The organism is Streptomyces sp. enrichment culture, assembly GCF_964272855.1.
GTDB lineage: Bacteria > Actinomycetota > Actinomycetes > Streptomycetales > Streptomycetaceae > Streptomyces.
In genome coordinates this window covers 6,549,384-6,574,403 of record NZ_OZ186847.1, presented here as the reverse complement: position 1 = coordinate 6,574,403, position 25,020 = coordinate 6,549,384, and the positions used below count along the sequence as shown (strand labels likewise).

General features: G+C 71.7%; 25 protein-coding genes and 1 pseudogene. 15 read left to right on the top strand and 11 right to left on the bottom strand.

Annotation, left to right across the window (positions count from 1 at the left end):
* Positions 1–10: 10 nt before the first annotated feature.
* Positions 11–922, bottom strand: coding sequence for an SCO1860 family LAETG-anchored protein (locus ACSU6L_RS29085; RefSeq protein ID WP_437061518.1), 912 nt, complete (start codon positions 920–922; stop codon positions 11–13).
* 339 nt (positions 923–1,261) lie between these two features.
* Here ACSU6L_RS29085 and ACSU6L_RS29080 point away from each other — a divergent pair, with 339 nt between their 5' ends.
* Positions 1,262–1,750 carry a hypothetical protein gene (locus ACSU6L_RS29080; protein ID WP_437061516.1) on the top strand — a complete coding sequence of 163 codons (489 nt, stop codon included), beginning with the start codon at positions 1,262–1,264 and terminating at the stop codon, positions 1,748–1,750.
* Positions 1,751–1,766: 16 nt separating this feature from the next.
* On the opposite strand, the gene ACSU6L_RS29075 is transcribed toward ACSU6L_RS29080, so the two are convergent.
* From ACSU6L_RS29075 to ACSU6L_RS29060, 4 genes are read right to left on the bottom strand one after another with little or no spacing between them, the layout of a single operon-like run.
* Positions 1,767–2,858, bottom strand: a complete 1,092-nt coding sequence (locus ACSU6L_RS29075; RefSeq protein WP_437061514.1) for an amidohydrolase family protein — start codon at positions 2,856–2,858, stop codon at positions 1,767–1,769.
* A 22-nt stretch (positions 2,859–2,880) separates the two neighbouring features.
* Positions 2,881–3,672 carry an amino acid ABC transporter ATP-binding protein gene (locus ACSU6L_RS29070; RefSeq protein ID WP_437061512.1) on the bottom strand — a complete coding sequence of 264 codons (792 nt, stop codon included), beginning with the start codon at positions 3,670–3,672 and terminating at the stop codon, positions 2,881–2,883.
* The gene (locus ACSU6L_RS29065; protein WP_437061510.1) at positions 3,669–4,502 is read right to left on the bottom strand and encodes an amino acid ABC transporter permease; all 834 of its coding nucleotides are present in this window, start codon (positions 4,500–4,502) and stop codon (positions 3,669–3,671) included. Before ACSU6L_RS29065 ends, ACSU6L_RS29070 begins: the two co-directional genes overlap by 4 nt.
* Positions 4,499–5,344: an ABC transporter substrate-binding protein gene (locus ACSU6L_RS29060; RefSeq protein WP_437061508.1), complete on the bottom strand. Its 846-nt coding sequence runs from the start codon at positions 5,342–5,344 to the stop codon at positions 4,499–4,501. The genes ACSU6L_RS29065 and ACSU6L_RS29060 overlap by 4 nt, the downstream gene beginning before the upstream one ends.
* Before the next feature lie 223 nt (positions 5,345–5,567).
* Between ACSU6L_RS29060 and ACSU6L_RS29055 the strand changes: the two genes are divergently transcribed.
* From ACSU6L_RS29055 to thpD, 6 genes and pseudogenes are all read left to right on the top strand, one after another.
* A complete protein-coding gene (locus tag ACSU6L_RS29055) occupies positions 5,568–6,668 on the top strand; it encodes a pyridoxal-phosphate-dependent aminotransferase family protein (protein WP_437065107.1) in 1,101 nt (366 codons plus the stop codon).
* A 126-nt stretch (positions 6,669–6,794) separates the two neighbouring features.
* Positions 6,795–7,324: pseudogene (locus tag ACSU6L_RS29050) on the top strand (DinB family protein).
* Between the two features lie 306 nt (positions 7,325–7,630).
* Entirely contained in the window at positions 7,631–8,149 is a 519-nt protein-coding gene (gene ectA, locus ACSU6L_RS29045) for a diaminobutyrate acetyltransferase (protein WP_073942273.1), read from the top strand.
* A 13-nt stretch (positions 8,150–8,162) separates the two neighbouring features.
* Positions 8,163–9,434, top strand: coding sequence for a diaminobutyrate--2-oxoglutarate transaminase (gene ectB / locus ACSU6L_RS29040; RefSeq protein WP_437061505.1), 1,272 nt, complete (start codon positions 8,163–8,165; stop codon positions 9,432–9,434).
* A gap of 50 nt (positions 9,435–9,484) precedes the next feature.
* Positions 9,485–9,889, top strand: coding sequence for an ectoine synthase (locus ACSU6L_RS29035; protein ID WP_073942275.1), 405 nt, complete (start codon positions 9,485–9,487; stop codon positions 9,887–9,889).
* A 7-nt stretch (positions 9,890–9,896) separates the two neighbouring features.
* Positions 9,897–10,799, top strand: coding sequence for an ectoine hydroxylase (gene thpD / locus ACSU6L_RS29030; protein WP_437061502.1), 903 nt, complete (start codon positions 9,897–9,899; stop codon positions 10,797–10,799).
* Between the two features lie 146 nt (positions 10,800–10,945).
* Here thpD and ACSU6L_RS29025 read toward each other — a convergent pair whose 3' ends face one another.
* The 5 genes from ACSU6L_RS29025 to ACSU6L_RS29005 all read right to left on the bottom strand — a co-directional run bounded on the left by ACSU6L_RS29025 (position 10,946) and on the right by ACSU6L_RS29005 (position 15,864).
* Positions 10,946–12,007, bottom strand: coding sequence for an aminotransferase class V-fold PLP-dependent enzyme (locus tag ACSU6L_RS29025; RefSeq protein ID WP_437061500.1), 1,062 nt, complete (start codon positions 12,005–12,007; stop codon positions 10,946–10,948).
* A gap of 108 nt (positions 12,008–12,115) precedes the next feature.
* Positions 12,116–12,829, bottom strand: a complete 714-nt coding sequence (locus ACSU6L_RS29020) for a DsbA family oxidoreductase (protein ID WP_437061498.1) — start codon at positions 12,827–12,829, stop codon at positions 12,116–12,118.
* Between the two features lie 110 nt (positions 12,830–12,939).
* The gene (locus ACSU6L_RS29015; protein WP_437061496.1) at positions 12,940–13,434 is read right to left on the bottom strand and encodes an N-acetyltransferase family protein; all 495 of its coding nucleotides are present in this window, start codon (positions 13,432–13,434) and stop codon (positions 12,940–12,942) included.
* Positions 13,435–13,467: 33 nt separating this feature from the next.
* Complete coding sequence (locus ACSU6L_RS29010; protein WP_365516295.1) at positions 13,468–14,076, bottom strand: DUF1349 domain-containing protein; 609 nt, start codon at positions 14,074–14,076, stop codon at positions 13,468–13,470.
* A 258-nt stretch (positions 14,077–14,334) separates the two neighbouring features.
* The gene (locus tag ACSU6L_RS29005; protein ID WP_437061494.1) at positions 14,335–15,864 is read right to left on the bottom strand and encodes an aldehyde dehydrogenase (NADP(+)); all 1,530 of its coding nucleotides are present in this window, start codon (positions 15,862–15,864) and stop codon (positions 14,335–14,337) included.
* Positions 15,865–16,010: 146 nt separating this feature from the next.
* Here ACSU6L_RS29005 and ACSU6L_RS29000 point away from each other — a divergent pair, with 146 nt between their 5' ends.
* The 6 genes from ACSU6L_RS29000 to ACSU6L_RS28975 all read left to right on the top strand — a co-directional run bounded on the left by ACSU6L_RS29000 (position 16,011) and on the right by ACSU6L_RS28975 (position 21,863).
* Positions 16,011–16,784: an IclR family transcriptional regulator gene (locus ACSU6L_RS29000; RefSeq protein WP_437061492.1), complete on the top strand. Its 774-nt coding sequence runs from the start codon at positions 16,011–16,013 to the stop codon at positions 16,782–16,784.
* Positions 16,785–16,786: 2 nt separating this feature from the next.
* Entirely contained in the window at positions 16,787–17,260 is a 474-nt protein-coding gene (locus ACSU6L_RS28995; protein WP_437061490.1) for a GNAT family N-acetyltransferase, read from the top strand.
* A gap of 113 nt (positions 17,261–17,373) precedes the next feature.
* Positions 17,374–18,390 (top strand): hypothetical protein, encoded by a 1,017-nt coding sequence (locus tag ACSU6L_RS28990; protein WP_437061488.1) that lies wholly within the window; start codon positions 17,374–17,376, stop codon positions 18,388–18,390.
* Positions 18,387–19,652, top strand: a complete 1,266-nt coding sequence (locus tag ACSU6L_RS28985) for a sensor histidine kinase (protein ID WP_437061486.1) — start codon at positions 18,387–18,389, stop codon at positions 19,650–19,652. The genes ACSU6L_RS28990 and ACSU6L_RS28985 overlap by 4 nt, the downstream gene beginning before the upstream one ends.
* Complete coding sequence (locus ACSU6L_RS28980) at positions 19,649–20,314, top strand: response regulator transcription factor (RefSeq protein ID WP_437061484.1); 666 nt, start codon at positions 19,649–19,651, stop codon at positions 20,312–20,314. The genes ACSU6L_RS28985 and ACSU6L_RS28980 overlap by 4 nt, the downstream gene beginning before the upstream one ends.
* A gap of 97 nt (positions 20,315–20,411) precedes the next feature.
* Positions 20,412–21,863 (top strand): penicillin-binding transpeptidase domain-containing protein, encoded by a 1,452-nt coding sequence (locus ACSU6L_RS28975; protein ID WP_437061482.1) that lies wholly within the window; start codon positions 20,412–20,414, stop codon positions 21,861–21,863.
* 32 nt (positions 21,864–21,895) lie between these two features.
* Here ACSU6L_RS28975 and ACSU6L_RS28970 read toward each other — a convergent pair whose 3' ends face one another.
* On the bottom strand, positions 21,896–23,296 hold the full coding sequence (locus ACSU6L_RS28970) for an NCS2 family permease (RefSeq protein ID WP_437061480.1): 1,401 nt from the start codon (positions 23,294–23,296) through the stop codon (positions 21,896–21,898).
* 214 nt (positions 23,297–23,510) lie between these two features.
* Here ACSU6L_RS28970 and ACSU6L_RS28965 point away from each other — a divergent pair, with 214 nt between their 5' ends.
* Positions 23,511–24,077, top strand: coding sequence for a SigE family RNA polymerase sigma factor (locus ACSU6L_RS28965; protein ID WP_437061478.1), 567 nt, complete (start codon positions 23,511–23,513; stop codon positions 24,075–24,077).
* Positions 24,074–24,940: a hypothetical protein gene (locus ACSU6L_RS28960; protein ID WP_437061476.1), complete on the top strand. Its 867-nt coding sequence runs from the start codon at positions 24,074–24,076 to the stop codon at positions 24,938–24,940. The genes ACSU6L_RS28965 and ACSU6L_RS28960 overlap by 4 nt, the downstream gene beginning before the upstream one ends.
* Positions 24,941–25,020: the final 80 nt, after the last annotated feature.

The following is a 25,020-nucleotide window of genomic DNA, read 5'->3' as shown; positions in this document are numbered from 1 at the left end:
CGAGCCCGAATCACCCCCGCCGGCGCCCCCGCGCCACGACCGCCCCGCCTGCCGCCAGTAGGGCGATCGCGCCCGCCGCGAGGTAGGGGGTGAGGTAGCTGCCGCCGGTTTCCGCCAGGTCGGCCCGGGTGGCGGGGGCGCCCTGGGGTTCGATGTCGGCGGCCGGGGCGGGAGTGGCGGACGCCGGGGGTTCGGCGACTGCGGGGGCCGGAGGGGTTTCGCAGGTGGCGGCGGCGAGGGTCACCGTGCCCTGCACCTCGGCCACGTTCAGCTTCAACGGGTTGACGGAGACCGTGAGTTCGAGGGCGGTCGCGGCGGCCGTGCGGGAGGTGGTCTCGCGCTTCGACAGGTCGAGCCGGACCTCGCCGACGCCCGGGACCCGCACATCGGTCGGACCGCCCGTGGTGAGGGTGACGCGCTTGCCGAGCACCGTGACGGAGCCCAGCAGGTTGGACTCGGCCACCGGCGTCCTCCCGGCCTCGCAGGTCGCCGTGGAGGTGACCTGTTCGACCTCGATGAGGGACAGCAGCGGCAGGCCGGGGACGTGCACCTTGGCGTGCGCGAGGCGCGTGCCGCCCTCCGCCTTCCCGTCCGTCACCGTCGCCTTCGCCTGGGCCACGTCCGCCTGCAGCACGCTGAACGGCTCGCCCCCGTCGACACCGTCCAGCCGTGCGGTCAGCGCGGTCTTCTCCGCGCTCCGCGGCGCCTGGACGTCGTTGAGGGAGACCGCGAGGGGGACGTTCACGGTCTTGTTCAGGAGCGAGACGTCCAGCCCGGTGCGCAGGACCACGGCGGTGGCGCGGCCCTCGCCGCCGGTGCCGGGGGTGGCGTGGGCGAGGGCCGCGGGACCGGCGGCCAGGGCGGTGGCGGTCGTCACGGTGACGAGTCTGCGCGCGGGCATGCGGAATCGGGTGCCGTTCAAGGTTGGGACTCCCCTGAGGAAAAGTGCTGAGGACCCCGAAAGGATGAAACGCCTCAGGAGTGAACGGTCAGCACTCTCACCTCACTTCACCCCATCGAGCGGTTTCCGCGCCGGACGTTCGACTACCGCCTGTTCCTGGCTCTCGGCACCCGGTCCTCAAGGAGGGCAGGTATCCGCACCTGACGGCCACCGCACTCGGCGCCCGGTTCGTCTGCAGCAATCCGGCCGCCGAGCGGTTGCGGCCCAATCACCGACAAGGCCAAGCTGGTTCCGCTCCTTCCGCAGGGGTACGAACCCGTGCCCGCCTCGGCTCTCGGACTGGGGAGCGAAGACGACGGTTTGGAGATCTACATCGACGACCGCGCGTACGTCGGCAGTCTCAGGTCAGCGGACATGCCGGTCCACTTCGTCCCGGACATCACTCACGATCGTCGCATCGACGACGCAGGAGTGGGCAACCTGACGGTTCGGGTGCCCGCCAGGAAGAATCCCTTCCACTCACTCAACGAAGGGTTCGGGTTCACCTCGACCGGAAGAGTCGACGTGGTCGTGTGGTACGAAGGCGGCAAGGGCACTGCGGCGCTCACCTTCCGGTCCGACGTCGCGCAGCAAGGCCCCGCCCAGAGCCAGGTGTTCACCAGACCGGGAACCAAGCTGAACAGCATCCTCCGCGGAGGCGGGCTCGGACCCGGCCCCACAGACCCCGAGACCGGGTTCGAAAGCATCAGGACTCCCTCACTCAGCTTCCAGTACCCGCAGGGCGGCAGCGGAAGCCTCGTCCTGATCGAGAAGCCGTGCGGCAACGGACCGAGGTGTGCGGAGCAGTGATGCAGGCCATCGAACCTCAGCCGACGACCCGCCCGTTCAGCACGACGCGGCGCGGTGCCGTCAGCACCCGTACGTCCGTGCGCGGGTCCGTCTCGTAGACCACCAGGTCGGCGGGGGCACCCTCGTCGAGGCCGGGGCGGCCGAGCCAGGCTCGGGCCGCCCAGGTCCCGGCGGAGACGGCGTCCACGGCCGGGATGCCGGCCGTCACCAGTTCGGCGACCTCGGCGCCCGCCAGGCCGTGCGGGAGGGAACCCCCGGCGTCGGTGCCGACGAACACCGGGATGCCGGCGTCGTAGGCCGCGCGCACGGTGTCGTAGCGGCGGGCGTGCAGGCGGCGCATGTGGTCGGCCCAGCGCGGGAACCTGGCCGCGCCGCCGTCGGCGAGCCGGGGGAAGGTGGCGATGTTCACAAGGGTGGGGACAATGGCGACGCCCCGCTCCGCGAACAGCGGGATCAGGTCCTCGGTCAGGCCCGTGGCGTGCTCGACGCAGTCGATGCCCGCCTCGACCAGGTCGCGCAGGGAGTCCTCCGCGAAGCAGTGCGCCGTGACCCGCGCGCCAAGCCGGTGCGCCTCGGCGATCGCCGCCTCGGCCGCCTCGCGCGGCCAGCAGGCGGACAGGTCGCCGAGGTCGCGGTCGATCCAGTCGCCGACGAGCTTCACCCAGCCGTCGCCGCGCCGGGCCTCCTGGGCGACGTACGCGACGAGCTCGTCGGGCTCGATCTCCCAGGCGTAGTTGCGGATGTAGCGGCGGGTGCGGGCGATGTGCCGGCCCGCCCGGATGATCTTCGGGAGGTCGTCGCGGTCGTCGACCCAGCGGGTGTCGGAGGGCGAGCCCGCGTCCCGGATCAGCAGTGTGCCCGCGTCCCGGTCGGTGAGGGCCTGCTTCTCGGCGACGTCCCGCGGGACCGCGCCGTGCGCGTCGAGGCCCACATGGCAGTGGGCGTCGACCAGTCCCGGCAGCGCCCATCCGGAGACCGTGCGCACATCACGGGCGCCGACGGGACGGTCGTAGGTGATCCGCCCGTCGACGACCCACAGTTCGTCCCGGGTGTCGTCGGGGGAGACGAGCACCCGTCCCTTCACGTGCAGCACCGCGCGTTCGCTCATGCACCGCACCCTAGGCCAGCCGCTACCCGGACTTGCCCACCTGGTCCGAGGTCTCCTCCTCGACCTGGGCCATCGCGGGGTCGAGGAGGCGGGAGAGGAAGTGGCGGGTGCGTTCGTGGGCGGGGCGGGTGATGACCTGCTCGGGCTCGCCGTCCTCGACGATCACTCCGCCGTCCATGAAGACGACCCGGTCGGCGACCTCGCGGGCGAAGGTCATCTCGTGGGTGACGACCATCATCGTCATGCCGTCCTGGGCGAGCATGCGCATCACCGCGAGGACGTCGCCGACCAGCTCCGGGTCGAGCGCGGACGTCGGCTCGTCGAACAGCATCACCTCGGGGCCCATGGCGAGGGCCCGGGCGATCGCGACGCGCTGCTGCTGGCCGCCGGAGAGGGACGACGGGTAGGCGTCCGCCTTCTCCGACAGGCCGACCCGGGCGAGGTTCTCGGCGGCGACCCGGGCGGCCTCCGCCTTGCCGCGCCCCAGCACCCGGCGCTGCGGCAGCGTCAGGTTCTCGGTCACCGTGAGGTGCGGGAAGAGGTTGAACTGCTGGAAGACCATGCCGATCCGGCGGCGTACGGCGTCGATGTCGACGTCCGGGTCGGTGATCTCCGCGCCGCCGACGAACACCTGGCCCTTGGTCGGCTCCTCGAGCAGGTTCACGCACCGCAGCAGGGTGGACTTGCCGGAGCCGGACGGGCCGATGACGCAGACCACCTCGCCCTGCCGGATCTCCAGGTCGATGCCGCGCAGCACCTCGTTGTCGCCGAACGACTTGTGCAGCTCGCTGATCCGGATCTCGGGTCGGCTCATTTGACGGCCTCCTTGGCCTTCGCCTCCATACGGCGTACGACGAAGCCGAGCGGGATCGTGACCAGCAGGTAGCACAGGCCGGCGACGAGGATCGGCGTGGAGTTGGCGGTCTGGCTGGCCAGGTCGCGGCCGAACTTGGACAGCTCCCGCTCCTCCAGGGTGACACCGAGGAACAGCACCAGCGAGGAGTCCTTGAACAGCAGGACCAGTTCGTTGGTGAGCGGGGGGAGGATGACCCGGAAGGACTGCGGGAGGATGATCGAGACCATCGCCCGCGCGTGGGAGAAGCCCAGCGAACGGGCCGCCTCCATCTGTCCCTTGGGGATGGCCTGGATGCCCGCGCGGAACGTCTCCGCCATGTAGGCGGCGGCGACCAGGCCGAGCGCGAGGGCGACCTTGCCGTAGGTGCCGCCGACGATCTCCGTGCCGGGGAAGGCCAGCGGGACGGCCACCCCGATGAAGATGAAGATCAGCAGGGCGGGCAGGCCGCGGAAGATCTCGATGTAGACGCCGGCGAGCCAGCGGTACGGGCCCACGGACGACAGCCGCATCAGCGCGATGACCATGCCGAGCACCAGGCCGACGGCGAAGCCGGACACGGTGTAGAGCACGGTGTTCTTCAGCGCCAGCGTGATGACCTCGGGGAACATCTGCTCCGCGATGTCCCGCTGGGCGAACTGGTTGGCCAGCCGGCCCCAGTCGGCCGCGACCGCGAAGGCGATCACGGCCGCGACGAAGACGACGTACTGGACGCCGCGCGAGATGCTGCGCTTCTGGCGCCGGCTCAGGCCCTTCCGCTTCGGCAGGACTGCTGTGTCCGGGCTCGTCATGAGGCGGACGGGGAGGCCGCGGACTGGTCGTACGGGCCGATCCACTGCTCGTACAGCTTCTTGTACGTGCCGTCCGCCTTGGCGTCCGCGATCGCCTTGTTGATGGCCTCGCGCAGCTTGTCGTTGCCCTTCTTCACCGTGAAGCCGTACTGCTCGCCGGTGTTGATCTGCTCGGCGACCTCGAAGGCGTCGGCGTTGGCCTTGTCCTTCAGCCAGCCCTGGACGACCGGGTAGTCGATGACGACCGCGTCGACCTGGCCGGTGCGCAGGCCGTTGAGGACGGCGTCGGAGGACTCGAAGGAGACCGGGTCGAGGCCCTGGCTCTTGGCGTAGTCCTCACCCGTGGTCTGCGCCTGGGCGCCGACCTTCTCGCCCTCGAGGTCGGCGACGGAGGAGATGCCGCTGTCCTTGTCGGCGAGGACGGCCTGGGTGGCGTCGAAGTACGGGTCCGAGAAGTCGACGTTCTTCTTGCGCTCCTCGGTGATGGTCATGCCGGCGGCGGCGAGGTCGCACTCGCCGGAGTTGAGGAACGCGCCGGTCTTGAAGTTCTCGAACGGGGTGTCGACGATGTCCTGCTTCACGCCGAGGTCGTCGGCGACCAGGTCGATCAGGGCGACGTCGAAGCCCTGCACCTTGCCGTCGATCTCCGACTGGAACGGCGGGTACGGCAGGTGGGTGCAGGTGGTGAGCTGCCCGGCCTTGACGAGCTCGACGCCGCCGGCGGCCGTCTTGGTGCCGCCGTCGCCGTTGTCGCTGGAGGTGCAGCCGGCCAGGAGGACGAGTCCGGCCGTCGCGGTGGTGGCGACCAGGGCGCGGGCCCGGCGGCCGAGGACGGTGTTCACGGGGACCTCCTGTTAAGGGAACTGAGAGTTCCGATTATAAGGAAATGTTTGGGCCACTCAAATCAAACCGATGGTTGTGAGTGGGTTCGACCTAAGAAGTCGGCACTGGGGCGGCTCAGGGGCCGGGACAGGGGGCTGCCGGAGGGAACGTCAGGGCTACCCTCGACTGCGTCCGCCCGTGGGCGAAGTCCGCGTCCACCCCGTGAGCGAAGAGAGCACCACCGTGACCCACCCGTTCCTCGACCTGCCCCCGCTGACCGCCGCGCGGTTCGCCGCCATCGAGGACCGGGTCGCCCGGCTGCTCGACACCCGGCAGGACGTCGTGATCATGCAGGGTGAGGCGCTGCTGCCGCTGGAGGGGGCCATCCGGGGCACCGCGGGGCCGGGCACCACCGCCCTGAACGTGATCACGGGCCCCTACGGGCAGACCTTCGGCGACTGGCTGCGGGACTGCGGGGCGACGGTCCACGACCTCTCCGTGCCGTTCCACACGGCGGTGAGCGCCGAGCAGATCCGCAAGGCGTTCGCCGAGCACCCCGGCATCGACTTCGTGTCGCTGGTGCACGCCGAGGCCGCGACCGGCAACACCAACCCGGTCGCCGAGATCGGCGAGGTCGTCCGGGAGCACGGCGCGCTGTTCTACCTGGACGCGGTCGCCTCCGTCGGCGCCGAGCCGGTGCTGCCGGACGCGTGGGGCGTGGACCTGTGCGTGATCGGGGCGCAGAAGGCGATGGGCGGCCCGGCGGGCGTGTCCGCGGTGTCGGTGAGCGAGCGGGCGTGGGCCCGGATGGCGGCGAACCCGCAGGCGCCGCGCCGGTCCTACCTCTCCCTCCTCGACTGGAAGGAACGCTGGGTCGACGGCGGCCGCAAGGCGCTGCTGCACGCGCCGGCGCAGCTGGAGATGCTGGCGCTGGAGGCGTGCGTCGAGCGGATCGAGGCGGAGGGCCTGGAGACGGTGATGGCCCGGCACCGGTCCGCCGCGTCGGCGACCCGTGCGGGCGCGCTGGCCCTCGGCGGGGGCCTGGAGCCGTACGTCCACGACGCGGCGGAGGCGGCCCCGGTGGCGACGACGCTGCGCGCCCCGTCCGGCGTGACGGCCTCCGACCTGGTCGCCCGCGCCCTGGCGACCGACCCCGCGCTGCCGCTGGCCGCGGGCGGCGGCGCGCTGGCCCGGGAGATGATCCGCGTCAACCACTACGGCCCCGACGCCACCCCGGACACCATCCAGGCGGCCCTCGCGGCCCTGGGCGCGGCTCTGGCCGAGCAGGGCCTCCAGGTGAACCCGGACGCGGCCCGCCGCGCGGCGGAGCAGGCCTGGCACTGAGCGACCAGGGGTCCGGGAGCCGGCACTGAGCGATCCGGGGCCCGGGAGTCCGGCCCCCGGCCCCCGGGCACTGCTCTGCGCGCACGGGCCGGAGGCGTTGTCAGTCCCCCGTGCCATGCTCCCCTCATGACCACCGACGCATCCCGGGCGACCCTGCCCGACGGCCGCCCCATCCCCCTGATGACCGGTGACGAGCGGGCCATGCTGGAGAGCTGGCTGGACTTCCACCGCGCCACCCTGGAGCTGAAGTGCCGGGGACTGGACGACGCGCAGGTACGGGTCACCTCGGCGGAGCCGTCGTCGCTGACGTTGCTCGGCCTGGTGCAGCACCTCGCCGAGGTGGAGCGGAACTGGTTCCAGCGGGTGTTCGCCGGGCTCGACGTGCCGCCGGTCTTCGAGGAGGAGACGGGGTACGCGCTCGACCCCGCGCGCGGGCTGGACGAGGTGCTCGCCGTCTGGCGGCGGGAGATCGCACGCGGGCGGGAGTTGTGCGCGGACCGGGCTCTGGAGGACGCCGGGCGGATCGTCGGGGGCCGATGGCCGGGGTCGAGGTGAGTCTGCGGGCGGTTCTCATTCATCTCATCGAGGAGTACGCGCGGCACAACGGCCATGCGGACATCCTTCGGGAGCGTATTGACGGGCTTACCGGGGCCTGAATTCATTCTCTTTACGGAAATCAAATCCGGGGTAACTTCCCGTGTTCTTCTGCCCCGTTTCCCCAACCCTAAACGCGAAGATTCTGCGAACGCCGAACGGGTCGTTCCGGGCAGATCTCGCGAGGGTTACATGGGTGTGACGCGTTACACATCGCGCCCGTTTCGCGAAGTGAATCCCGCACAAATTCGGGCATCTCCCCGCGGTCTCGCGCGATCACCCGCGCCCGCGTGATAACACACGACCGCGCCACACCCAAGCCCTTTCCCCCATGCAATTTTGAATTTCGCTCGCTAAATTCAATCCGCATGACTGCCGCACAAGCAGACCTACACATCGACCGCCCGTCGGTGGCGGACGGAGCCGCTTTCTGGCGGCTCGCCAAGGAATCCGGAACCCTCGACCTGAACTCCTCCTACAGCTATCTGCTGTGGTGCCGGGACTTCGCCGCGACCTCCGCGGTGGCCCGTGACGGCGACGGAGAACCCATCGGGTTCGTCACCGGGTATCTGCGGCCGGACCGTCCGCGGACCCTGCTCGTCTGGCAGGTGGCCGTCGACGCCGCGCACCGCGGCCGTGGGATCGCGGCCCGGCTGCTCGACGGGCTGGCCGCCCGGGTGGCGGCCGAGCGCGAGGTCATCTGCGTGGAGACCACCATCACCCCGGGCAACACCGCCTCGCAGCGGCTGTTCACCTCCTTCGCGGAGCGCCACGGCGCCCGCGTGGAGCGCGAGGTCGTCTTCGACACGCCGCTGTTCCCGGACGGCCCGCACGACCCCGAAGTCCTTTACCGCATCGGCCCGTTGACCCCCCACCTCTCGCACTGAGGAGCGATTCGTCGTGACCATCACCCAGCCCGACCTGAGCGTCTTCGAGACCCTGGAGTCCGAGGTGCGCAGCTACTGCCGCGGCTGGCCCACCGTCTTCGACCGGGCGCACGGCAGCCGTATGTACGACGAGGACGGCCACGAGTACCTGGACTTCTTCGCCGGAGCCGGGTCGCTCAACTACGGCCACAACAACCCGGTCCTGAAACGGGCGCTGCTCGACTACCTGGAGCGGGACGGCGTCACCCACGGCCTGGACATGTCGACCACCGCCAAGCGGTCGTTCCTGCAGACCTTCCAGGACCTGGTGCTGCGCCCGCGGGACCTGCCGTACAAGGTGATGTTCCCGGGCCCGACCGGCACCAACGCGGTCGAGTCCGCGCTGAAGCTGGCCCGGAAGGTGAAGGGGCGCGAGGCGATCGTGTCCTTCACCAACGCCTTCCACGGGATGTCCCTGGGCTCCCTCGCCGTCACCGGCAACGCCTTCAAGCGGGCCGGCGCCGGCATCCCGCTGGTGCACGGCACGCCGATGCCGTTCGACAACTACTTCGACGGCCGGGTGCCGGACTTCCTGTGGTTCGAGCGGCTGCTGGAGGACCAGGGCTCCGGGCTGAACAAGCCCGCCGCCGTGATCGTGGAGACCGTGCAGGGCGAGGGCGGCATCAACGTGGCCCGCCCGGAGTGGCTGCGCGCGCTCGCCGAGCTGTGCGAGCGGCAGGACATGCTGCTCATCGTCGACGACATCCAGATGGGGTGCGGCCGTACCGGCGCCTTCTTCTCCTTCGAGGAGGCCGGCATCACCCCGGACATCGTCACCGTCTCCAAGTCCATCAGCGGCTACGGCCTGCCGATGTCGCTGTGCCTGTTCAAGCCCGAGCTGGACGTGTGGGAGCCGGGCGAGCACAACGGCACCTTCCGCGGCAACAACCCGGCGTTCGTCACGGCCACCGCCGCCCTGGAGATGTACTGGACCGACGGCTCCGCCATGGAGAAGCAGACCCGGTCGCGCGGCGAGCAGGTCGAGCAGGCGCTGATCGCCGTCACCGAGGAGAACCTGGCCGACGTCAAGGAGTACCGCGGCCGGGGCCTGGTGTGGGGCCTGGAGTTCCACGACAAGGACCGGGCCGACCGGGTGGCGCGCCGTGCCTTCGAGCTGGGGCTGCTGATCGAGACCTCCGGCCCGGAGAGCGAGGTCGTCAAGCTGCTGCCCGCGCTGACCATCACTCCCGACGAGCTGGACGAGGGGCTGACGACCCTCGCCCGTGCCGTCCGGGAAACCGCCTGACCACATCCCCGAACCCGCCGACCGCGCTATCTAGGAGGCATCGCAGCACCGTGATCGTCCGTTCGTTCAAGGACATCGAAGGCACCGACCGGCATGTGAAGGCCGCGTCCGGGACGTGGGAGAGCAAACGCATCGTCCTCGCCAAGGAGAGGGTCGGCTTCTCCCTGCACGAGACGATCCTCTACGCGGGCACGGAGACGTCCATGTGGTACGCCAACCACATCGAGGCCGTGGTCTGCGTCGAGGGCGAGGCCGAGCTGACCGACCACGAGACCGGGCGGACGTACACCATCACGCCCGGGACCATGTACCTCCTGGACGGCCACGAGCGGCACACACTCAAGGTCAAGGAGGACTTCCGCTGCGTCTGCGTGTTCAACCCGCCCGTGACCGGCCGGGAGGACCACGACGAGAACGGCGTCTACCCGCTGCTCACCGAGCCCGAGGAGGTGTGACATCAACATGACCACGACCACCACCGCGACCGTCACCGATCTCTACCCGACCCGCGGCGCCAGTGAGGTGCTGGTCCCGCGCCAGGACCCGGTCGTCTGGGCCGCGCCGGACGCCCCCGGCCCGATCGAGCCGGACGGCCTGCAGGCCTTCGAGCGCGACGGCTTCCTCGCCATCGACCAGCTCATCACCGAGGACGAGGTCGCCGTCTACCGGCAGGAGCTGGAGCGGCTGGTCACCGACCCGGCGATCCGCGCCGACGAGCGCTCCGTCGTCGAGCCGAAGTCGCAGGAGATCCGCTCGGTCTTCGAGGTGCACCGGATCAGCGAGGTGTTCGCGAACCTGGTGCGGGACGAGCGGGTCGTCGGCCGGGCCCGGCAGATCCTCGGCTCGGACGTCTACGTCCACCAGTCGCGGATCAACGTCAAGCCCGGCTTCGGCGCCAGCGGCTTCTACTGGCACTCGGACTTCGAGACCTGGCACGCCGAGGACGGTCTGCCGAACATGCGGACGGTGTCCGTCTCCATCGCGCTGACCGAGAACTACGACACCAACGGCGGGCTCATGATCATGCCCGGCTCGCACAAGACGTTCCTGGGCTGCGCGGGCGCCACGCCGAAGGACAACTACAAGAAGTCCCTGCAGATGCAGGACGCGGGCACGCCCTCCGACGAGGCGCTGACCAAGCTGGCCTCCGAGTACGGCATCCGGCTGTTCACCGGCAGGGCCGGCTCGGCGACCTGGTTCGACTGCAACGCCATGCACGGCTCCGGCGACAACATCACGCCCTTCCCGCGCAGCAACGTGTTCATCGTGTTCAACAGCGTGGAGAACACGGCGGTCGAGCCGTTCGCGGCCCCGGTACGCCGACCGGAGTTCATCGGGGCTCGGGACTTCACGCCGGTGCGGTGAACCCGGCCGGGGGCCCGGGGGTTGCCCCCGGGAGACACAGCATCGGGGCTCGGGACTTCACGCCGGTGCGGTGAACCCCACGGCGCTGAGGTGACATACGGGAGCGGGCGGTGCCGTGAAGGCACCGCCCGCTCCCGTATGCGCGCTCAGTCCGACAGCACGTCCAGCAGGCGGTCCACGTCGGCGGCCGTGTTGTAGAGATGGAAGGCGGCCCGCAGGTTGCCCGCGCGGTTCGACACCTCGATGCCCGCCTCGCTCAGTTCCGGCTGGCGGACGCCGAGGCGGGGCACCGAGACGATCGCCGATCCGGGGGCGGGCACGGGCTCGTGGCCGAGCGTCGCGAGCCCGGCCCGGAACCGGTCGGCGAGCGCCACGTCGTGGGCGTGCACCGCGGCCACGCCCAGCTCCTCGATCAGTTCGAGTGAGCGGCGCAGGCCGGCGAAGGTGAACAGCGCGTGGGTGAGGTCGAACCGCCGCGCGCTGCGGGCGTATTCGGCCACCGGCCCGTAGCAGCTGTCCCACGGCTTCTCCGCCGCGACCCAGCCGGCCAGCAGCGGGGTCAGCCCGCCGAAGTCCTCCGGGACCACGAGGAAGGCCGTGCCGTGCGGGCCGAGCAGCCACTTGAAGGAGACGGCCGCGGCGAAGTCGTGGGCGCCGGCGTCCATCGGCAGCCAGCCGGCGGCCTGGGAGAAGTCGATGTAGGTGCGCGCCCCGTGGGTGCGGGCCGCCTCGCGCAGGGCGGGCAGGTCGGCGATCCGTCCGTCGGCCGACTGGGCGGCGCTGACCGCGACCAGCGCGGTGCCGGGGCGGACGGACTCGGCGATCCGCTCCAGCGGGACCGTGCGGACCTTGAGGTCGCCGCGGACGTGGAACGCGTTCAGCACGGAGGTGAAGTCGTCCTCGGCGGTGAGGACCTCGGCGCCTGCGGGCAGGGAGGCGGCGATCACCCCGGTGTGCGCGGCGACCGACGCGCCGAGGGCGACCCGCGTCACCGGGACCCCGGCCAGCCGGGCGAAGGCGGCCCGGCAGACCTCGACGTCCTCGTACAGCGGGGTCAGCGGCCTGCCCTCGGCCCGCAGCAGGGCCGCCTCGTGCAGGGCGGTGACGCTGCGGGCGGGCAGCAGGCCGTTGCTCGCGGTGTTCAGGAAGGTGGACTTGGGGGTGAACTCGGCGCGGACCAGGCTGTCGAAGGTCTCCGTGGGCTCCATGGCTCCACTGTGCGGCCCGGTGACCTCGCCGTCCATTGCGAATTTCTGTTGACGACGTCCCAGTGTTGCTTATGCATCCGCGCCGAGCTGCGGTTTTGCCGGCCCGGCTCAGTGCTGCGGCACCGCGCAGCCGTCCGGGCCGCACGCGTCGGCGTCCCCCTGGTCGATGAGGGTGAGCGGGGAGCGCTCGCCCCACGCCTGGGTGAGGGCCTGGGTGAAGACGTCGGCGGGCTGGGCGCCGGAGATGCCGTACTTCCGATCGAGGACGAAGAACGGCACGCCGGTGGCGCCGAGCTGGGCGGCCTCCTGTTCGTCGGCGCGGACCTCGGCGGCGTAGGCGTCGGGGTCGGCGAGCACCGTGCGGGCCTCCGCGGCGTCCAGCCCGGCGGCGACGGCGATCTGCACGAGCCGTTCGGTGTCGTCGAAGACGGACTGCTCCTCGGCGAAGTTGGCCTCGTACAGCAGCTGGATCAGCTCGCCCTGCCGGCCGTACTGCTTGGCGTGGTGGAGCAGGCGGTGCATGTCGAAGGTGTTGCCGTGGTCGCGGCCGCGGGTGCGGTAGGCCAGGCCCTCGGCGGCGGCCTGCGCGCCCAGGTTGTCCTCGGCGGCCTGCGCCTGCTCCTCGGACATGCCGTACTTGCGCGCGAGCATCGGGATGACGGGGCCGGTGTCGCCCTTGGCGCGGCCCGGGTCCAGCTCGAAGGAGCGGTGCACCACCTCGACCTCGTCGCGGTGCGGGAAGGCCGCCAGCGCCTTCTCGAAGCGGGCCTTGCCCACGTAGCACCAGGGGCAGGCGATGTCGCTCCAGATCTCGACGCGCATGTTCTCCGCTCTCCAGCTCGGTTCACTGTGCGGAGACTCCCTCCGCGAAGGTATGTGAACCTTCAAACGGCTGGATTCATTCCCGGCCGGGACTCGTTCCCGGCCGGCACTCACTTCCCGTCGATCGGGAAGCGCAGCCGGAGATGGTGGCCGGGCTCCCCGTCCGGGTCGGGCTCCCAGCCCTGCCGGGCGTAGAAGGCCTGGGCTCGCGTGTTCTCGGCATGCACGTCCAGGACGGCCGTGCGCCGCCGCTCGGCCCGCCACTGTTCGACGCAGGCGGCGTGCAGGGCCGTCCCGACCCCGGTGCGCCAGTGGTCCGGGTCGACGTGGAACTGGAACAGCTTGACCGTTTCCGCACCGGCGTCCTCCGGTGTCCGGGAGGAGGCGAGGCCGACCACCCGCCCGCCCTCGACGGCGCACAGCACATGGCCGTCCGGTCGTTCGACGGCGGCCCGCCAGGCGGCGGACCAGTCGGTGCCGTCGTCCGGGATCCCGTCGGGGTAGTAGGTCGCACGGGCACGGGCGTGCAGCGCGACGAGGGTGTCGACCTCGGCGGGCACGGCGGTGCGGATCACCGGGCAGGCGCGGACACGATTGCTGACCATGCCACGGAAGACGGGATTCCGCCGGTCCCGGTTTCAGCTTCCGTCGCGCAGGTCCTCGGGCCAGTCCGGCCGGAACCCGATGTGGTCGTACGTCACCACACAGCCCTCCCCCATGGGCGACTGGGTCATGAAGCCGACGAGGGCCGCCCCGGTCTCCTTCTCCTCGCCCAGCGTGAACAGCCGGACGAAGGTCCACCGCTCGCCGTCCCGGGAGGCGTGGAAGGCGAAGGCGCGCCCGGTCCGGCTCACCCGCAGCCAGACCGAACTGCCCTCAACGGTGAAGGAGTTGGCGTCGTCGGAGTGTCCCCGGGTGACCACCGTGCAGACGGTGGGCACGTCCGGGGAATACTCCAGGCAGAGCTTGGCCCACGCCCGTTCGCCGACGTGGACGTAGAGCACCCCGGCGTCGAAGGCCGCGCCGAACCCGACGGTGACCCGCGCGATCAGCTGGAAGTCCCCCTCGGGCGCCCCCAGCAGCCGCGGCGCGTCCCCGGCGGGCTCCAGCGCCTCCCCGGTGGGCGGCACGAACCGGTCCTGCCGGGGCCCGGCCCACCCGGTGAGCACACCGTCCTCGTAGGACCAGTGCCCGTCGGGGCCGTATGTGCGAAGGGGGAAGGGGAGTTCGGGAAGCTCGACGTCCATGACTGCATTCTCCACGGGGCGGTGACCGTCCTCGGGGGAACCCCGCACCCCGGCGGCGCTAGGGGGTGTCTCGTCGATCAGGCCGGATCAGGGAGCGGCGTCTGGTGCCGTGCGTCGCAAGGCGGAGGAGGGAGCCGATGCGATGGGGTACCCCCTGCTCGAGCGGAGCCGAGAGCTTGGGGGAATCGGCGAGTGTCGACAACGCGGCGAGGCGCGGTGCCAGACGCCGCGAGCCCGGCATGATCGGCGAGACACCCCCTACCGCTCCAGCACCCCGTTGAACCGCCGGGGCAGCCCCAGCGGATTCTCGTCCCGCAGCTCCGCGGGGAGCAGCGCGGCCGGCGTCCCCTGGTACACGACCGGCCGCAGCCACCGCTCGATGGCGGTCCCGCCCACCGACGTGGAGGTCGAGGTCGTCGCGGGGTACGGCCCGCCGTGATGCTGCGCCGGTGCCACGGCGACCCCCGTCGGCCACCCGTTGACCAGCACCCGCCCGGCGAGCGGGGTCAGCTCGGCGAGGATCTCGGCACCCCGCCCCTCACCGGCGGCCTCCCCGGACGACAGGTGCACGGTCGCCGTGAGGTTCCCCGGCAGCCTCGACAGGACCGCCTTGGCCTCTGTCTCGTCCTGGTAGCGGGCGACGACGGTCACCGGCCCGAAGCACTCCTCGAGCAGCAGGTCGTGCTCGCCCTCCCGGGCCAGCTTCTCCGCCGGCACGGTCAGGAAGCCCGGGCTGACGGTGTGCTCCCCGCCCTCGCCCGGCGTCACCGGGGCGTCCACGTCCGGCAGTTCGGCCCGCTCGGCGACCCCGGCGACGAAGTTGTCCCGCATCCGGTGGTCGAGCAGCACCCCGGCGTCGACGGCGCTCACCGCGTCCGTGAGCGACTTGACGAGCCGGTCGCCCGCGTCGCCGGCCGGGGCGAGGACCAGGCCCGGCTTCACACAGAACTGGCCGACGCCCAGCGTCATCGACCCGGCGAGCCCGGAGCCGATGGCGTCGGCGCGTTCGGCCGCCGCGGCCTCGGTGACGAGGACGGGGTTGAGGGAGCCCAGCTCGCCGTGGAACGGGATCGGCACCGGGCGCGCGGCCGCCGCGTCGAAGAGGGCGCGGCCGCCCCGTACGGATCCGGTGAAGCCGGCGGCGGTGACCAGCGGGTGCTTGATCAGCTCGATGCCCGCCTCGAAGCCGTGCACCAGGCCGAGCACGCCCGCCGGGATGCCATGCTCGGCGGCGGCCTCCCGCAGCACCTCGGCGACCTGCTCGGACAGGGCCGGGTGGTCGGGGTGGGCCTTGACGACGACGGGGCAGCCCGCGGCGAGCGCGCTCGCGGTGTCGCCGCCGGGGACGGAGAAGGCGAAGGGGAAGTTGGAGGCGGAGTAGACGGCGACGACGCCCAGCGGCACCTTGTAGCGCCGCAGGTCCGGGACGGGCGGGGTGGCGGTGTCGTCGGGGTGGTTGATGACGACGTCGAGGAAGGCGCCCTCGTCGACGATGTCCGCGAAGGCGCGCAGCTGGTAGCAGGTGCGGGCGAGTTCGCCGGTCAGCCGGACCGGGCCGAGCGCGGTCTCGGCGTCGGCGGTCTCGACGAGCCGGTCCTTGGCGGCGTCGAGCCGGTCGGCGGCCGTGCGCAGGAAGGCGGCGCGGACCGCGCGGTCGACCAGGGCGCCGCGGGCGTCGTGCGCGGCGCGGACGGCGGCGTCCACGGCCTGGGCTGTGGCCTCCACCGCAACCTGTTCACGCTGCTTCCCGGTACGGGGATCGACACTCCAGACTGGTGCTGCTGCCACCGGGGGTCCCTCCACACATGTCTTGCCGCAGTTTTTGGGGCATCCACTGGGTCATTCACCAGGGTCGTTCGATATACTGAACGCTGTCTCTGATGATGAATACGCTGTCGGAGACTATTTCCCGTCGAACGAAGGGGTCAAGGGCGATGTCGGCAGGCGAGACGGGCGGCGGGGCGCAGGTCAAGTCGGCGGTACGGACCGTCGAACTCCTCGAGTACTTCGCCGGGCGGCCCGGCATGCACTCCCTCGCGGCGGTCCAGGAGGCCGTCGGGTACCCCAAGTCCAGTCTGTACATGCTGCTGCGCACGCTCGTGGAACTGGGCTGGGTGGAGACCGACGCGACCGGCACCCGGTACGGGATAGGGGTGCGCGCCCTGCTGGTCGGCACCTCGTACATCGACGGCGACGAGGTCGTCGCGGTCGCCCGGCCGACGCTGGACCGGCTCTCCGACGACACCACCGAGACCATCCACCTGGCCCGCCTGGACGGCACCAACGTGGTATACCTGGCCACTCGTCAGTCCCAGCACTATCTGCGTCCGTTCACCCGGGTCGGCCGCCGCCTCCCCGCGCACTCGACGTCCCTCGGCAAGGCGCTGCTGAGCACCTACAGCGACGAGCAGGTCCGCAAGATGCTCCCCGAGACGCTGCCCGCGCTCACCGAGAACACCGTCACCGACCGGGAGAAGCTCATCGAGGAACTGCATCAGGTGCGCGAGCAGGGGTACGCCGTCGACCGCGAGGAGAACACGCTGGGGCTGCGCTGCTTCGGCGTGGCGATCCCCTACCGCACCCCGGCCCGCGACGCCATCAGCTGCTCCATCCCGGTGGCCCGGCTGACCCCCGCGCACGAGCAGATGGTGAAGGACGCCCTGTTCGACGCCCGGGACCGGCTGACCCTGGCGACACGGAGGCTCTGACGGTGCAGGTGGCGCTCCGCCCGGTGCACGACAGCGACCTGCCGGTCTTCTTCCGGCAGCTCAACGACCCCGAGTCCCTGCGGATGGCCGCGTTCACCCCGGTGGACCCGGCCGACCGGCAGTCCTTCGACGCCCACTGGCGCCGGCTGCGCGCCTCGGCCGACGTGCACGCCCGCACGGTGCTGCTCGACGGTGACGTGGTCGGGAACGCGGCGGTGTACGGCATGCCGGGCGAGCGCGAGGTCACCTACTGGGTCGACCGCGCGTACTGGGGCCGCGGCGTGGCCACGGCCGCCCTGCGCGCCCTGCTCTCCGAGGTTCCCGAACGCCCCCTGTACGCCCGCGCGGCGGCCGACAACGCGGGCTCGCTGCGCGTCCTGGACCACTGCGGCTTCCGGGAGACGGCACGGGTGCCGCAGTACGCGCCCGCGCGGGGCGAGGAGATCGAGGAAGTGGTGCTGCGACTGGAGGGGTGAGGGTGCCCGGGGGTGAGGGCCCTGGAGGGGTGAGGGGGCCTCCCCCGCGCGGCGGAGCCGGATCGTCGCCGGGCAGGACGTGCCCGCCCCCGGCCCCACGGGAACGTGGACGCATGACGCAGCCACTCGTTCGTACGTCCCCGCCCGCCCCGGCCCACCCCGCCCGCCGCGCCCGCGCCCGCCGGCTGCTGCGCGGCGTCGCCGTCCTGTCCTGCGCCCCCTACCTCTGCCTCAAGGTCGCCTGGATCGCGGGGAGCCGGATCGGAATCCCGGAGGGCAGCTCGCTGCTGGAGCACCGGGGGACGGTCGCGGCGATGAACGCGGTGACCGTGCTGATGGACGCCGCGGTGATCGTGCTGGCGCTGCTGCTGACCCGCCCCTGGGGGCGCCGGGTGCCCGCCTGGCTGCTGGCCGTGCCGGTGTGGGTGGCCACCGGGCTGCTCGCGCCGATCATGGCCGGCTTCCCGATCCAGCTGCTGGTGGACGTGCTGGGCGGCGCCTCGACCGGGTCCGGGCCGGACGAACCGTTCCTCGAAGCCTGGGTGTTCGGGGTCGTGTACACAGGCTTCATCGTCCAAGGGCTGTCCCTGGGCGCGCTGTTCGTCATCTACGCCCGGGACCGCTGGGGCGGGCTGTGGCACGGCCTGGTGTGGGAGCTGCCCGTCGGCCTGGTCGGCGGCGCCCAGCGGCTCGCCGCGTGCGCGGCGACCCTCGTCGCGGTGCCGCCCTTCGCCCTGCACCTGCTGTGGGCCTGCGGCGGCACGTCCTGGCTCAGCGCGGGGATCGCCGACGACGACGCGAGCAGCGGGTTCCGGGTCGTCGAGGCCACGTCCACCGGTTTCCTCGCCGTGGCCGTGGCGGGCGGCGCGCTGCTCGCCTTCCGGCGCGGCCCGGTGCTGCCGGTCGCCGTGCCGCTCGCCCTCGCCTGGGTGGGCTCCGCCGCCACCGCCTGCTGGGGTGGCTGGATGACCCTGTCGTCGCTGACCGGGGTGGCGGACGTCGCCGACCGGCCCACGCCGGTGATGCACCTCGTCTACTCTGCTCAGATGATCGTCGGCATCCTGGTGGCCTCCGTCTGCGCCTACTTCCTCGCCGAGCGTTCGGCGCTGCCCGCCAAGCGGCCCGCGTGAGCACCCCAGGGGGTGTCCGCCTCGCCCGGTCGCTGTTCGGCCGGCGGGCGCGCCGCCGCTGGATCCATCTGATCCTCGGTGGCGCGCTCGCCATGCCGTACGTGTTCGTCGGGCAGATCATCGTGGGACCCGCGACCGACTCCCGGTACGTCTTCCAGGACCTGTTCCTCCAGCTGGCCTCGTTCGCCGTGGGACTGCCGCTCGCCGCCGTCACCTCGCTGTTCCCGCTGACCCGGCCACTGGAGTCCGGTGCGGTGCGCTCGCTGTGCGGCGTGGACCCGGACCGGCTGGCCCACGGCCCCGCCCGCACCCGCGCCGCGAAGGGCCGTACGGCGGCCTGGTTCACCCTGCATCTCGGGTTCGGCGGGATCATCTCCGGGATGTCGCTGGCGGTACCGCCGTTCGCCGCCTTCCTGATCCTGCTGCCCGCCCTCGCCAGGTTCCGCGCCGAACAGGTCGACCTTCCCGAATCCCTCGACCAGACCTGGGTGCTGGCGCTCGCGCCGGTCGCGGGCGTCGCGTCGCTGCTGGCGCTGGCGGCCTGTGCGGCCGGCTGCGGCGCGCTGCTGGCCCGCTGGGCGCCCGCGCTGCTCGGGCCGGACCCCGAGGACCGGCTGGCGGCGGCCGAGCGGCGCGCCGCCGACCTTGCGGTGCGCAACCGGCTCGCCCGCGAGCTGCACGACTCCGTCGGCCACGCGCTGAGCGCGGTCACCCTGCAGGCGAGCGCCGCCCGCCGGATGCTGGACAGCGACCCGGAGTTCGTCCGTGAGGCGCTCGCCGCGATCGAGGACACCACCCGGCGCACGGTGGGCGAACTGGACGCGGTGCTGGGCGTGCTGCGGGACGGCGACGCCCCCGGCACGGCCCCCGCGCCCACCCTGGACGCCGATCTCGACGGTCTGCTGCGCCGCACCCGCGCGGCCGGTCTGCGGGTGACCTGCGACCTGGCCGTCGACCCCGCCGCGCTGCCGCCGGTGCTGTCCCGGGAGGCGTACCGGATCGTGCAGGAGGGGCTGAGCAACGCCCTGCGGCACGGCGGGGGCGGCGGGCGGGTGGCACTCGGGATGACGCGGACGGCGGGCCGACTGGAGATCAGCGTGGAGAACCCGCTGACCGGCCCCGCCCCCGGCCGCCCCGGCGGCGGTCACGGTCTGCGCGGGATAGCGGACCGGGCCCGGCTGCTGGGCGGCACCTCCGAGGCGGGCCCGGCCGGCGGGGTGTGGAGACTGCGCGTACGTCTGCCGATGAAGGGACCCGTATGACCGCCCCCACCCCCCTGCGTGTCGTCCTCGCCGACGACGAGCGGATGGTCCGTACCGCGCTGCGCGCCATCCTCTCCGCCGAACCGGACCTGGAGGTCGTCGGCGAGGCCGCGACCGGCGCCGAGGCGGTGTCGGTGGTCCGGGACCGCCGGCCCGACGTCGTCCTGATGGACGTGCGGATGCCGGAGATCGACGGCATCCGGGCCACCGAGCAGATCCTCGCCACGGTGGACGCGCCGCCCCGGATCGTGGTGGTGACGACCTTCGAGAACGACTCGTACGTGTACGACGCCCTGCGCGTGGGTGCCGCCGGGTTCCTGCTGAAGCGGGCCGACGCGGAGGCGCTGGTGCAGGCGGTGCGGCTGGTGGCGCGCACCGACACCCTGCTGTTCCCGTCGGCCGTACGGTCGCTGGCGGTGCGGCACGCGCGGGCCCGCCCCGCTCCTCCGCCCTGGGTGGCGAGGCTCACGGGGCGGGAGCGCGAGGTGCTGCGGTTCATGGCGGAGGGGCTGACCAACGCGGAGATCGCCGCGCGGATGGAGGTCGGCGCGGCGACGGTGAAGACGCACGTGGCGGGCGTCCTGGCGAAGACCGGCGCCCGGGACCGCACGCAGGCGGTGATCGCGGCGTACGAGGCGGGGTTCCTGAGGGGCGAACCCTGACCCGGCCCGGAGGGTGTCCCGGAGTTTTCTGAGGAGCCGATGAGAAAACGGACGGAAGGGAACGTTCCGGCCGGTCCCGCTCGTCTGTCCGAGCGGGATGAACAAGACGATCAGGCACGCGTCGGTCTTCGCGCTGCTCCTGGTGCTGGCCCTGCTGGTCAGGGCCACCTGGGTGCAGTTCTACCAAGGCCAGGCGCTCGCGGACGACAAGGACAACCGGCGGAACGCGATCGAGCTGTACAGCGAGCCGCTCGGCAACATCGTCGTGGCCGGGGAGTCGGTCACCGGCTCGGCGCGCACGAAGAGCGGCGACCTCAGATACAAGCGGACGTACAAGGACGGCGCGCTGTACGCGGCGGTGACCGGCTACAGCTCGCAGGTGTACGGCGCCACCCAGCTGGAGGGCGTCTACCAGGACCTGCTGGACGGCACGGACACCCGGCTGAAGACCGTGCTGGACACGGTCACCAACAAGCGTGCCGACCCGGGTGATGTGATCACGACGATCGACCCGGCCGTCCAGCGGGCGGCGTACGGGGCGCTGGGCGACAAGAAGGGCGCCGCCGTCGCGATCGACCCGGCGACCGGGAAGATCCTGGCCGTCGTCTCCACCCCGTCGTACGACCCGTCCAAGATCACCGCGGGCGACTCGGAGGTCTGGACGCAGCTCACCGAGGACGACGACAAGCCGATGACCAACCGGGCGCTGCGCCAGCCGCTGCCGCCGGGTTCCACCTTCAAGCTGGTGGTGGCCGCGGCCGCGCTGGAGGACGGGCTGGTCTCGTCGGTGGACGAGCGCACGGACAGCCCCGACCCGTACGACCTGCCGCTGTCCTCCGACGACCTCACCAACGAGAACCCGAACGCGCCCTGCGAGAACGCCTCGATCCGGGTGGCGCTCCAGTACTCCTGCAACAACGTCTTCGGCAAGATGGCCGTCGACCTCGGCCAGGACAAGGTCCGCGCGATGGCGGAGAAGTTCGGCTTCAACGACGACGAGCAGGACGTGCCCGTGCGCGCGTACGAGAGCGTGTACCCGAAGGACATGGACGAGCCGCAGACCGCGCTGTCCGGCATCGGCCAGTTCGACGTCACCGCGACCCCGCTCCAGATCGCCATGGTGTCGGCGGCCATCGCCAACGGCGGCAAGCTGGTCGAGCCGCACATGGTGTCGCAGATCACCGACCATGGCGGCGGTGCGCTGGAGGACTACGACGACAACGCCTCCGCCAAGGAGATCGTCAGCTCCGACACCGCCGAGCAGCTCCAGTCGGCGATGCAGACGGTCGTCGAGGAGGGCACGGGGTCGAACGCGCAGATCTCCGGCGCCACCGTCGGCGGCAAGACGGGCACGGCCCAGCACGGCGAGAACAACAGCAAGACGCCGTACGCCTGGTTCACCTCGTACGCCAAGTCCGACAGCTCGGACCGTGAGGTCGCCGTGGCGGTCGTGGTCGAGCAGTCGGACGCGGCGCGTTCCGAGGTCAGCGGCAACGGTCTGGCCGCGCCGGTGGCCAAGGCGGTGATGGAGGCGGCGCTGAAGGACTGAGGGACGAGGGGCGCCCTGGGGCGCCCCTCCCCCTACTTCACACCCAGCAGTTGCTCGACCGGATCGATCGCGAAGTACACCAGGAACAGCGCCGAGGTGCCCCACAGCAGCCAGTGGACCTCCTTGGCCCGGCCCAGCACCGTCTTGATCACGACGTAGGCGAGGAAGCCCGCGCCGATGCCGTTGGTGATGGAGTACGTGAACGGCATCACGGCGATGGTGAGGAACGCGGGGATCGCGATCTCGTACCTGTCCCAGTCGATCTGCTTGACCTGCGTCATCATCAGGAACCCGACGGCGACCAGGGCCGGTGCCGCCGCCTGGAGCGGGACGATGGTGAGCAGCGGGGTGAAGAAGAGGGCGAGGGCGAACAGGCCGCCGGTGACGAGGTTGGCGAGGCCGGTGCGCGCGCCCTCACCGACACCGGCGGCCGACTCGATGTAGGAGGTCGCCGAGGAGGCGGAGGCCGCGCCGCCCGCGACGGCCGCGGCGCCGTCGATGAGCAGGACCCGGCTGAGACCGGGCACCTTGCCGTCCTCGTCGAGCAGTCCGGCCTCGGTGCTGATGCCGACGACGGTGCCCATGGTGTCGAAGAAGTCGGACAGGACCAGCGTGAAGATCAGCAGGATCACGGTGACGACACCGACCTCGGGCGCGCTGAACGCGCCGAACAGGCTGAAGTCGCCGACGAGTCCGAAGTCGGGGCTGTCCAGCACCTCGTCGGGCCACTCGGGCGTGGTCAGGCCCCAGCTCTCGACGTCGGCGAGCGCGTTGACGACGATCGCGACGACCGTCATGGTGACGATGCTGATGAGTATCGCGCCCTTGACCTTGCGGGCGAGCAGTCCGATGGTCAGCAGCACGCCGAGGCAGAAGACGAGGATCGGCCACCCGGTGAGGGTGCCGGTGCCGCCGAGCTGAACCGGCACGGTGGTGTTCGCGGCGTCGGGGATGCGGCTGACGAAGCCGGCGTCGACGAAGCCGATGAACGCGATGAACAGGCCGATGCCGACGCTGATGGCCTGCTTGAGCGGCTGCGGGATGGCGTGCATGACGGCCTCGCGCAGCCCGGTCAGCACCAGCACGCAGATCAGCAGGCCTTCGAGGACGACCAGGCCCATGGCGTCGTCCCAGCTCATCAGCGGGGCGATCTGGAACGCGACGACGGCGTTGAGGCCGAGTCCGGCGGCGAGCGCGAGCGGCAGGTTGCCGCCGATGCCCATGACGACGGTCATGACCGCGGCCACCAGGGCGGTGGCGGTGGTGAGTTGGACGGGGTCGAGCAGTTCGCCGTTCGCGTCCTTCGCCGTGCCCAGGATGATGGGGTTGAGGACGAGGATGTAGGCCATCGTGAAGAACGTGGCGAAGCCGCCGCGTATCTCCCGGCCGATGGTGGATCCCCTCTCGGAGACCCTGAAGAACCTTTCGAACATGGCGGACACTCCTCGACGGCTTCTTGATCGGGTGCGGATGCTGGCTGGATTGTTCCCGCGTCGAACCGTCTTCAGGTTTTCTCCGTGTTACGGAATCAAGTTCGGTCGGCCATACGGCATTCGAAACCTCGTACGCCTCGCTGATACAGTTCCCGATCCCGTCCTGGCGTACGACTGTTCGGCGCTGGGGAATCGCTGCGAGGAGAGACCGCCCGTGGGCACAGTCGTCGACGACGCCGCCTCCGCGGAGTTCCATGCCTTCTTCGAGCGCCACTACGCCGAACTCTCGCGTCTCGCCCACCTGTTGACCGGCGAGCCGGACGCCGCCGACGACCTCGCGGCGGACGCGCTGCTGGCCCTGTGGCACCGCTGGGACCGGGTGCGCGCGGCCGACCATCCGGCAGCGTACGCGCGCGGCGTGGTCGCCAACCTGGCCCGCACCCGGATCCGGACCGCGGTGCGCGAGCGGCGCCGGATCTCCCTGTTCTGGTCGCAGCGCGAGGAGAAGACCGAGAACCCGGACGTGGCGGGCGTCGTCGACGTCCAGGAGGCGCTGCGCAGGCTGCCGTTCCGCAAACGGGCCTGTGTGGTGCTGCGGCACGCCTTCGACCTGTCGGAGAAGGACACCGCGCTCGCCCTCGGGGTGTCGGTGGGTACGGTGAAGAGCCAGACCTCCAAGGGAATGGCCGAGCTGCAAAGACTGCTCGGCACACAGCAGGCTCCGCAGAGGGTGCGTGCCGCGATGGCGCGCACCGGCCAGGCCGCGGGAAGGGACCGATGACGATGCAGCGGGACGTGCACGACGAGCTGCGCGCCCGGCTGCACGAGGCGGCCGAGGCGCACGAGCCGGACCGGGTCCGTATGCTGGCCCGGATCGAGCGCGGCATGACCGAGGAGGCCCGGCCGTCCGGTCATCGGGCCACGCTGCCGCCGGTGTTCGGCTGGCTGCGGGTGGTGGGGGCCACGGCCGCCGTCGCCGGGGTGCTCGCCGTCGGCGGGTACGCGGTGGCGTCCGCCGTGAAGCCGGACGACGCTCCCCCGCAGGGCACGGTCGCGGTCACCGCGACGCCCACGCCGTCGCCGGAGGCGACCAGCAGGCCGCCCGCCTTCCCGGTGGACCCGTCACCGAGCGCCCCGCCCACCCGGCGGGAGTCGCCGAGCGCGCCGCCGGCGACGCCGCCGGCCGCGACGCCCGCCCGGCCGCCCGCCGGCACGGAGGTGGAGGACGGCCCGCTGTGGTCGGACGGCTCGGTCGACCCGCACAGCAACGAGTTCTGGGCGCAGAGCAACGTCACCCTGAAGACCACCGAGCAGCTGACGGCGCTCACCGTGGAGCTGACGGTGGCGCAGACCGGCGGGGTGTCCTCCACGGGTGCCTGGCGCTCGCTGCCCGAGGACGACTTCGAGCTGACCGTCGGCGAGCGGGACGGCTTCCTCGTCTACACCTGGCGGTTGAAGGAGGGCCGTACGGTCCCGGCGGGCACCTGGGTGTTCGCGGGGCAGTACGACCACGAGCGCGGCGGCCGCGACGCCAAGGACGACGGTTACGCGGCGACGGCCCGCACGGGGCCGAAGGACCTGGCGGTGGCGGGCGACTTCGCACCGCGCGACGAGGACGGGGAGTCCGGCGACGGCGACTCCTGACGGACGTCGTGAAAAAGATCGGAAGACGCGGCAACCCTTTCCTCACCGGTGGCGACCAGGAGACGCAAGGATCCCCTCCC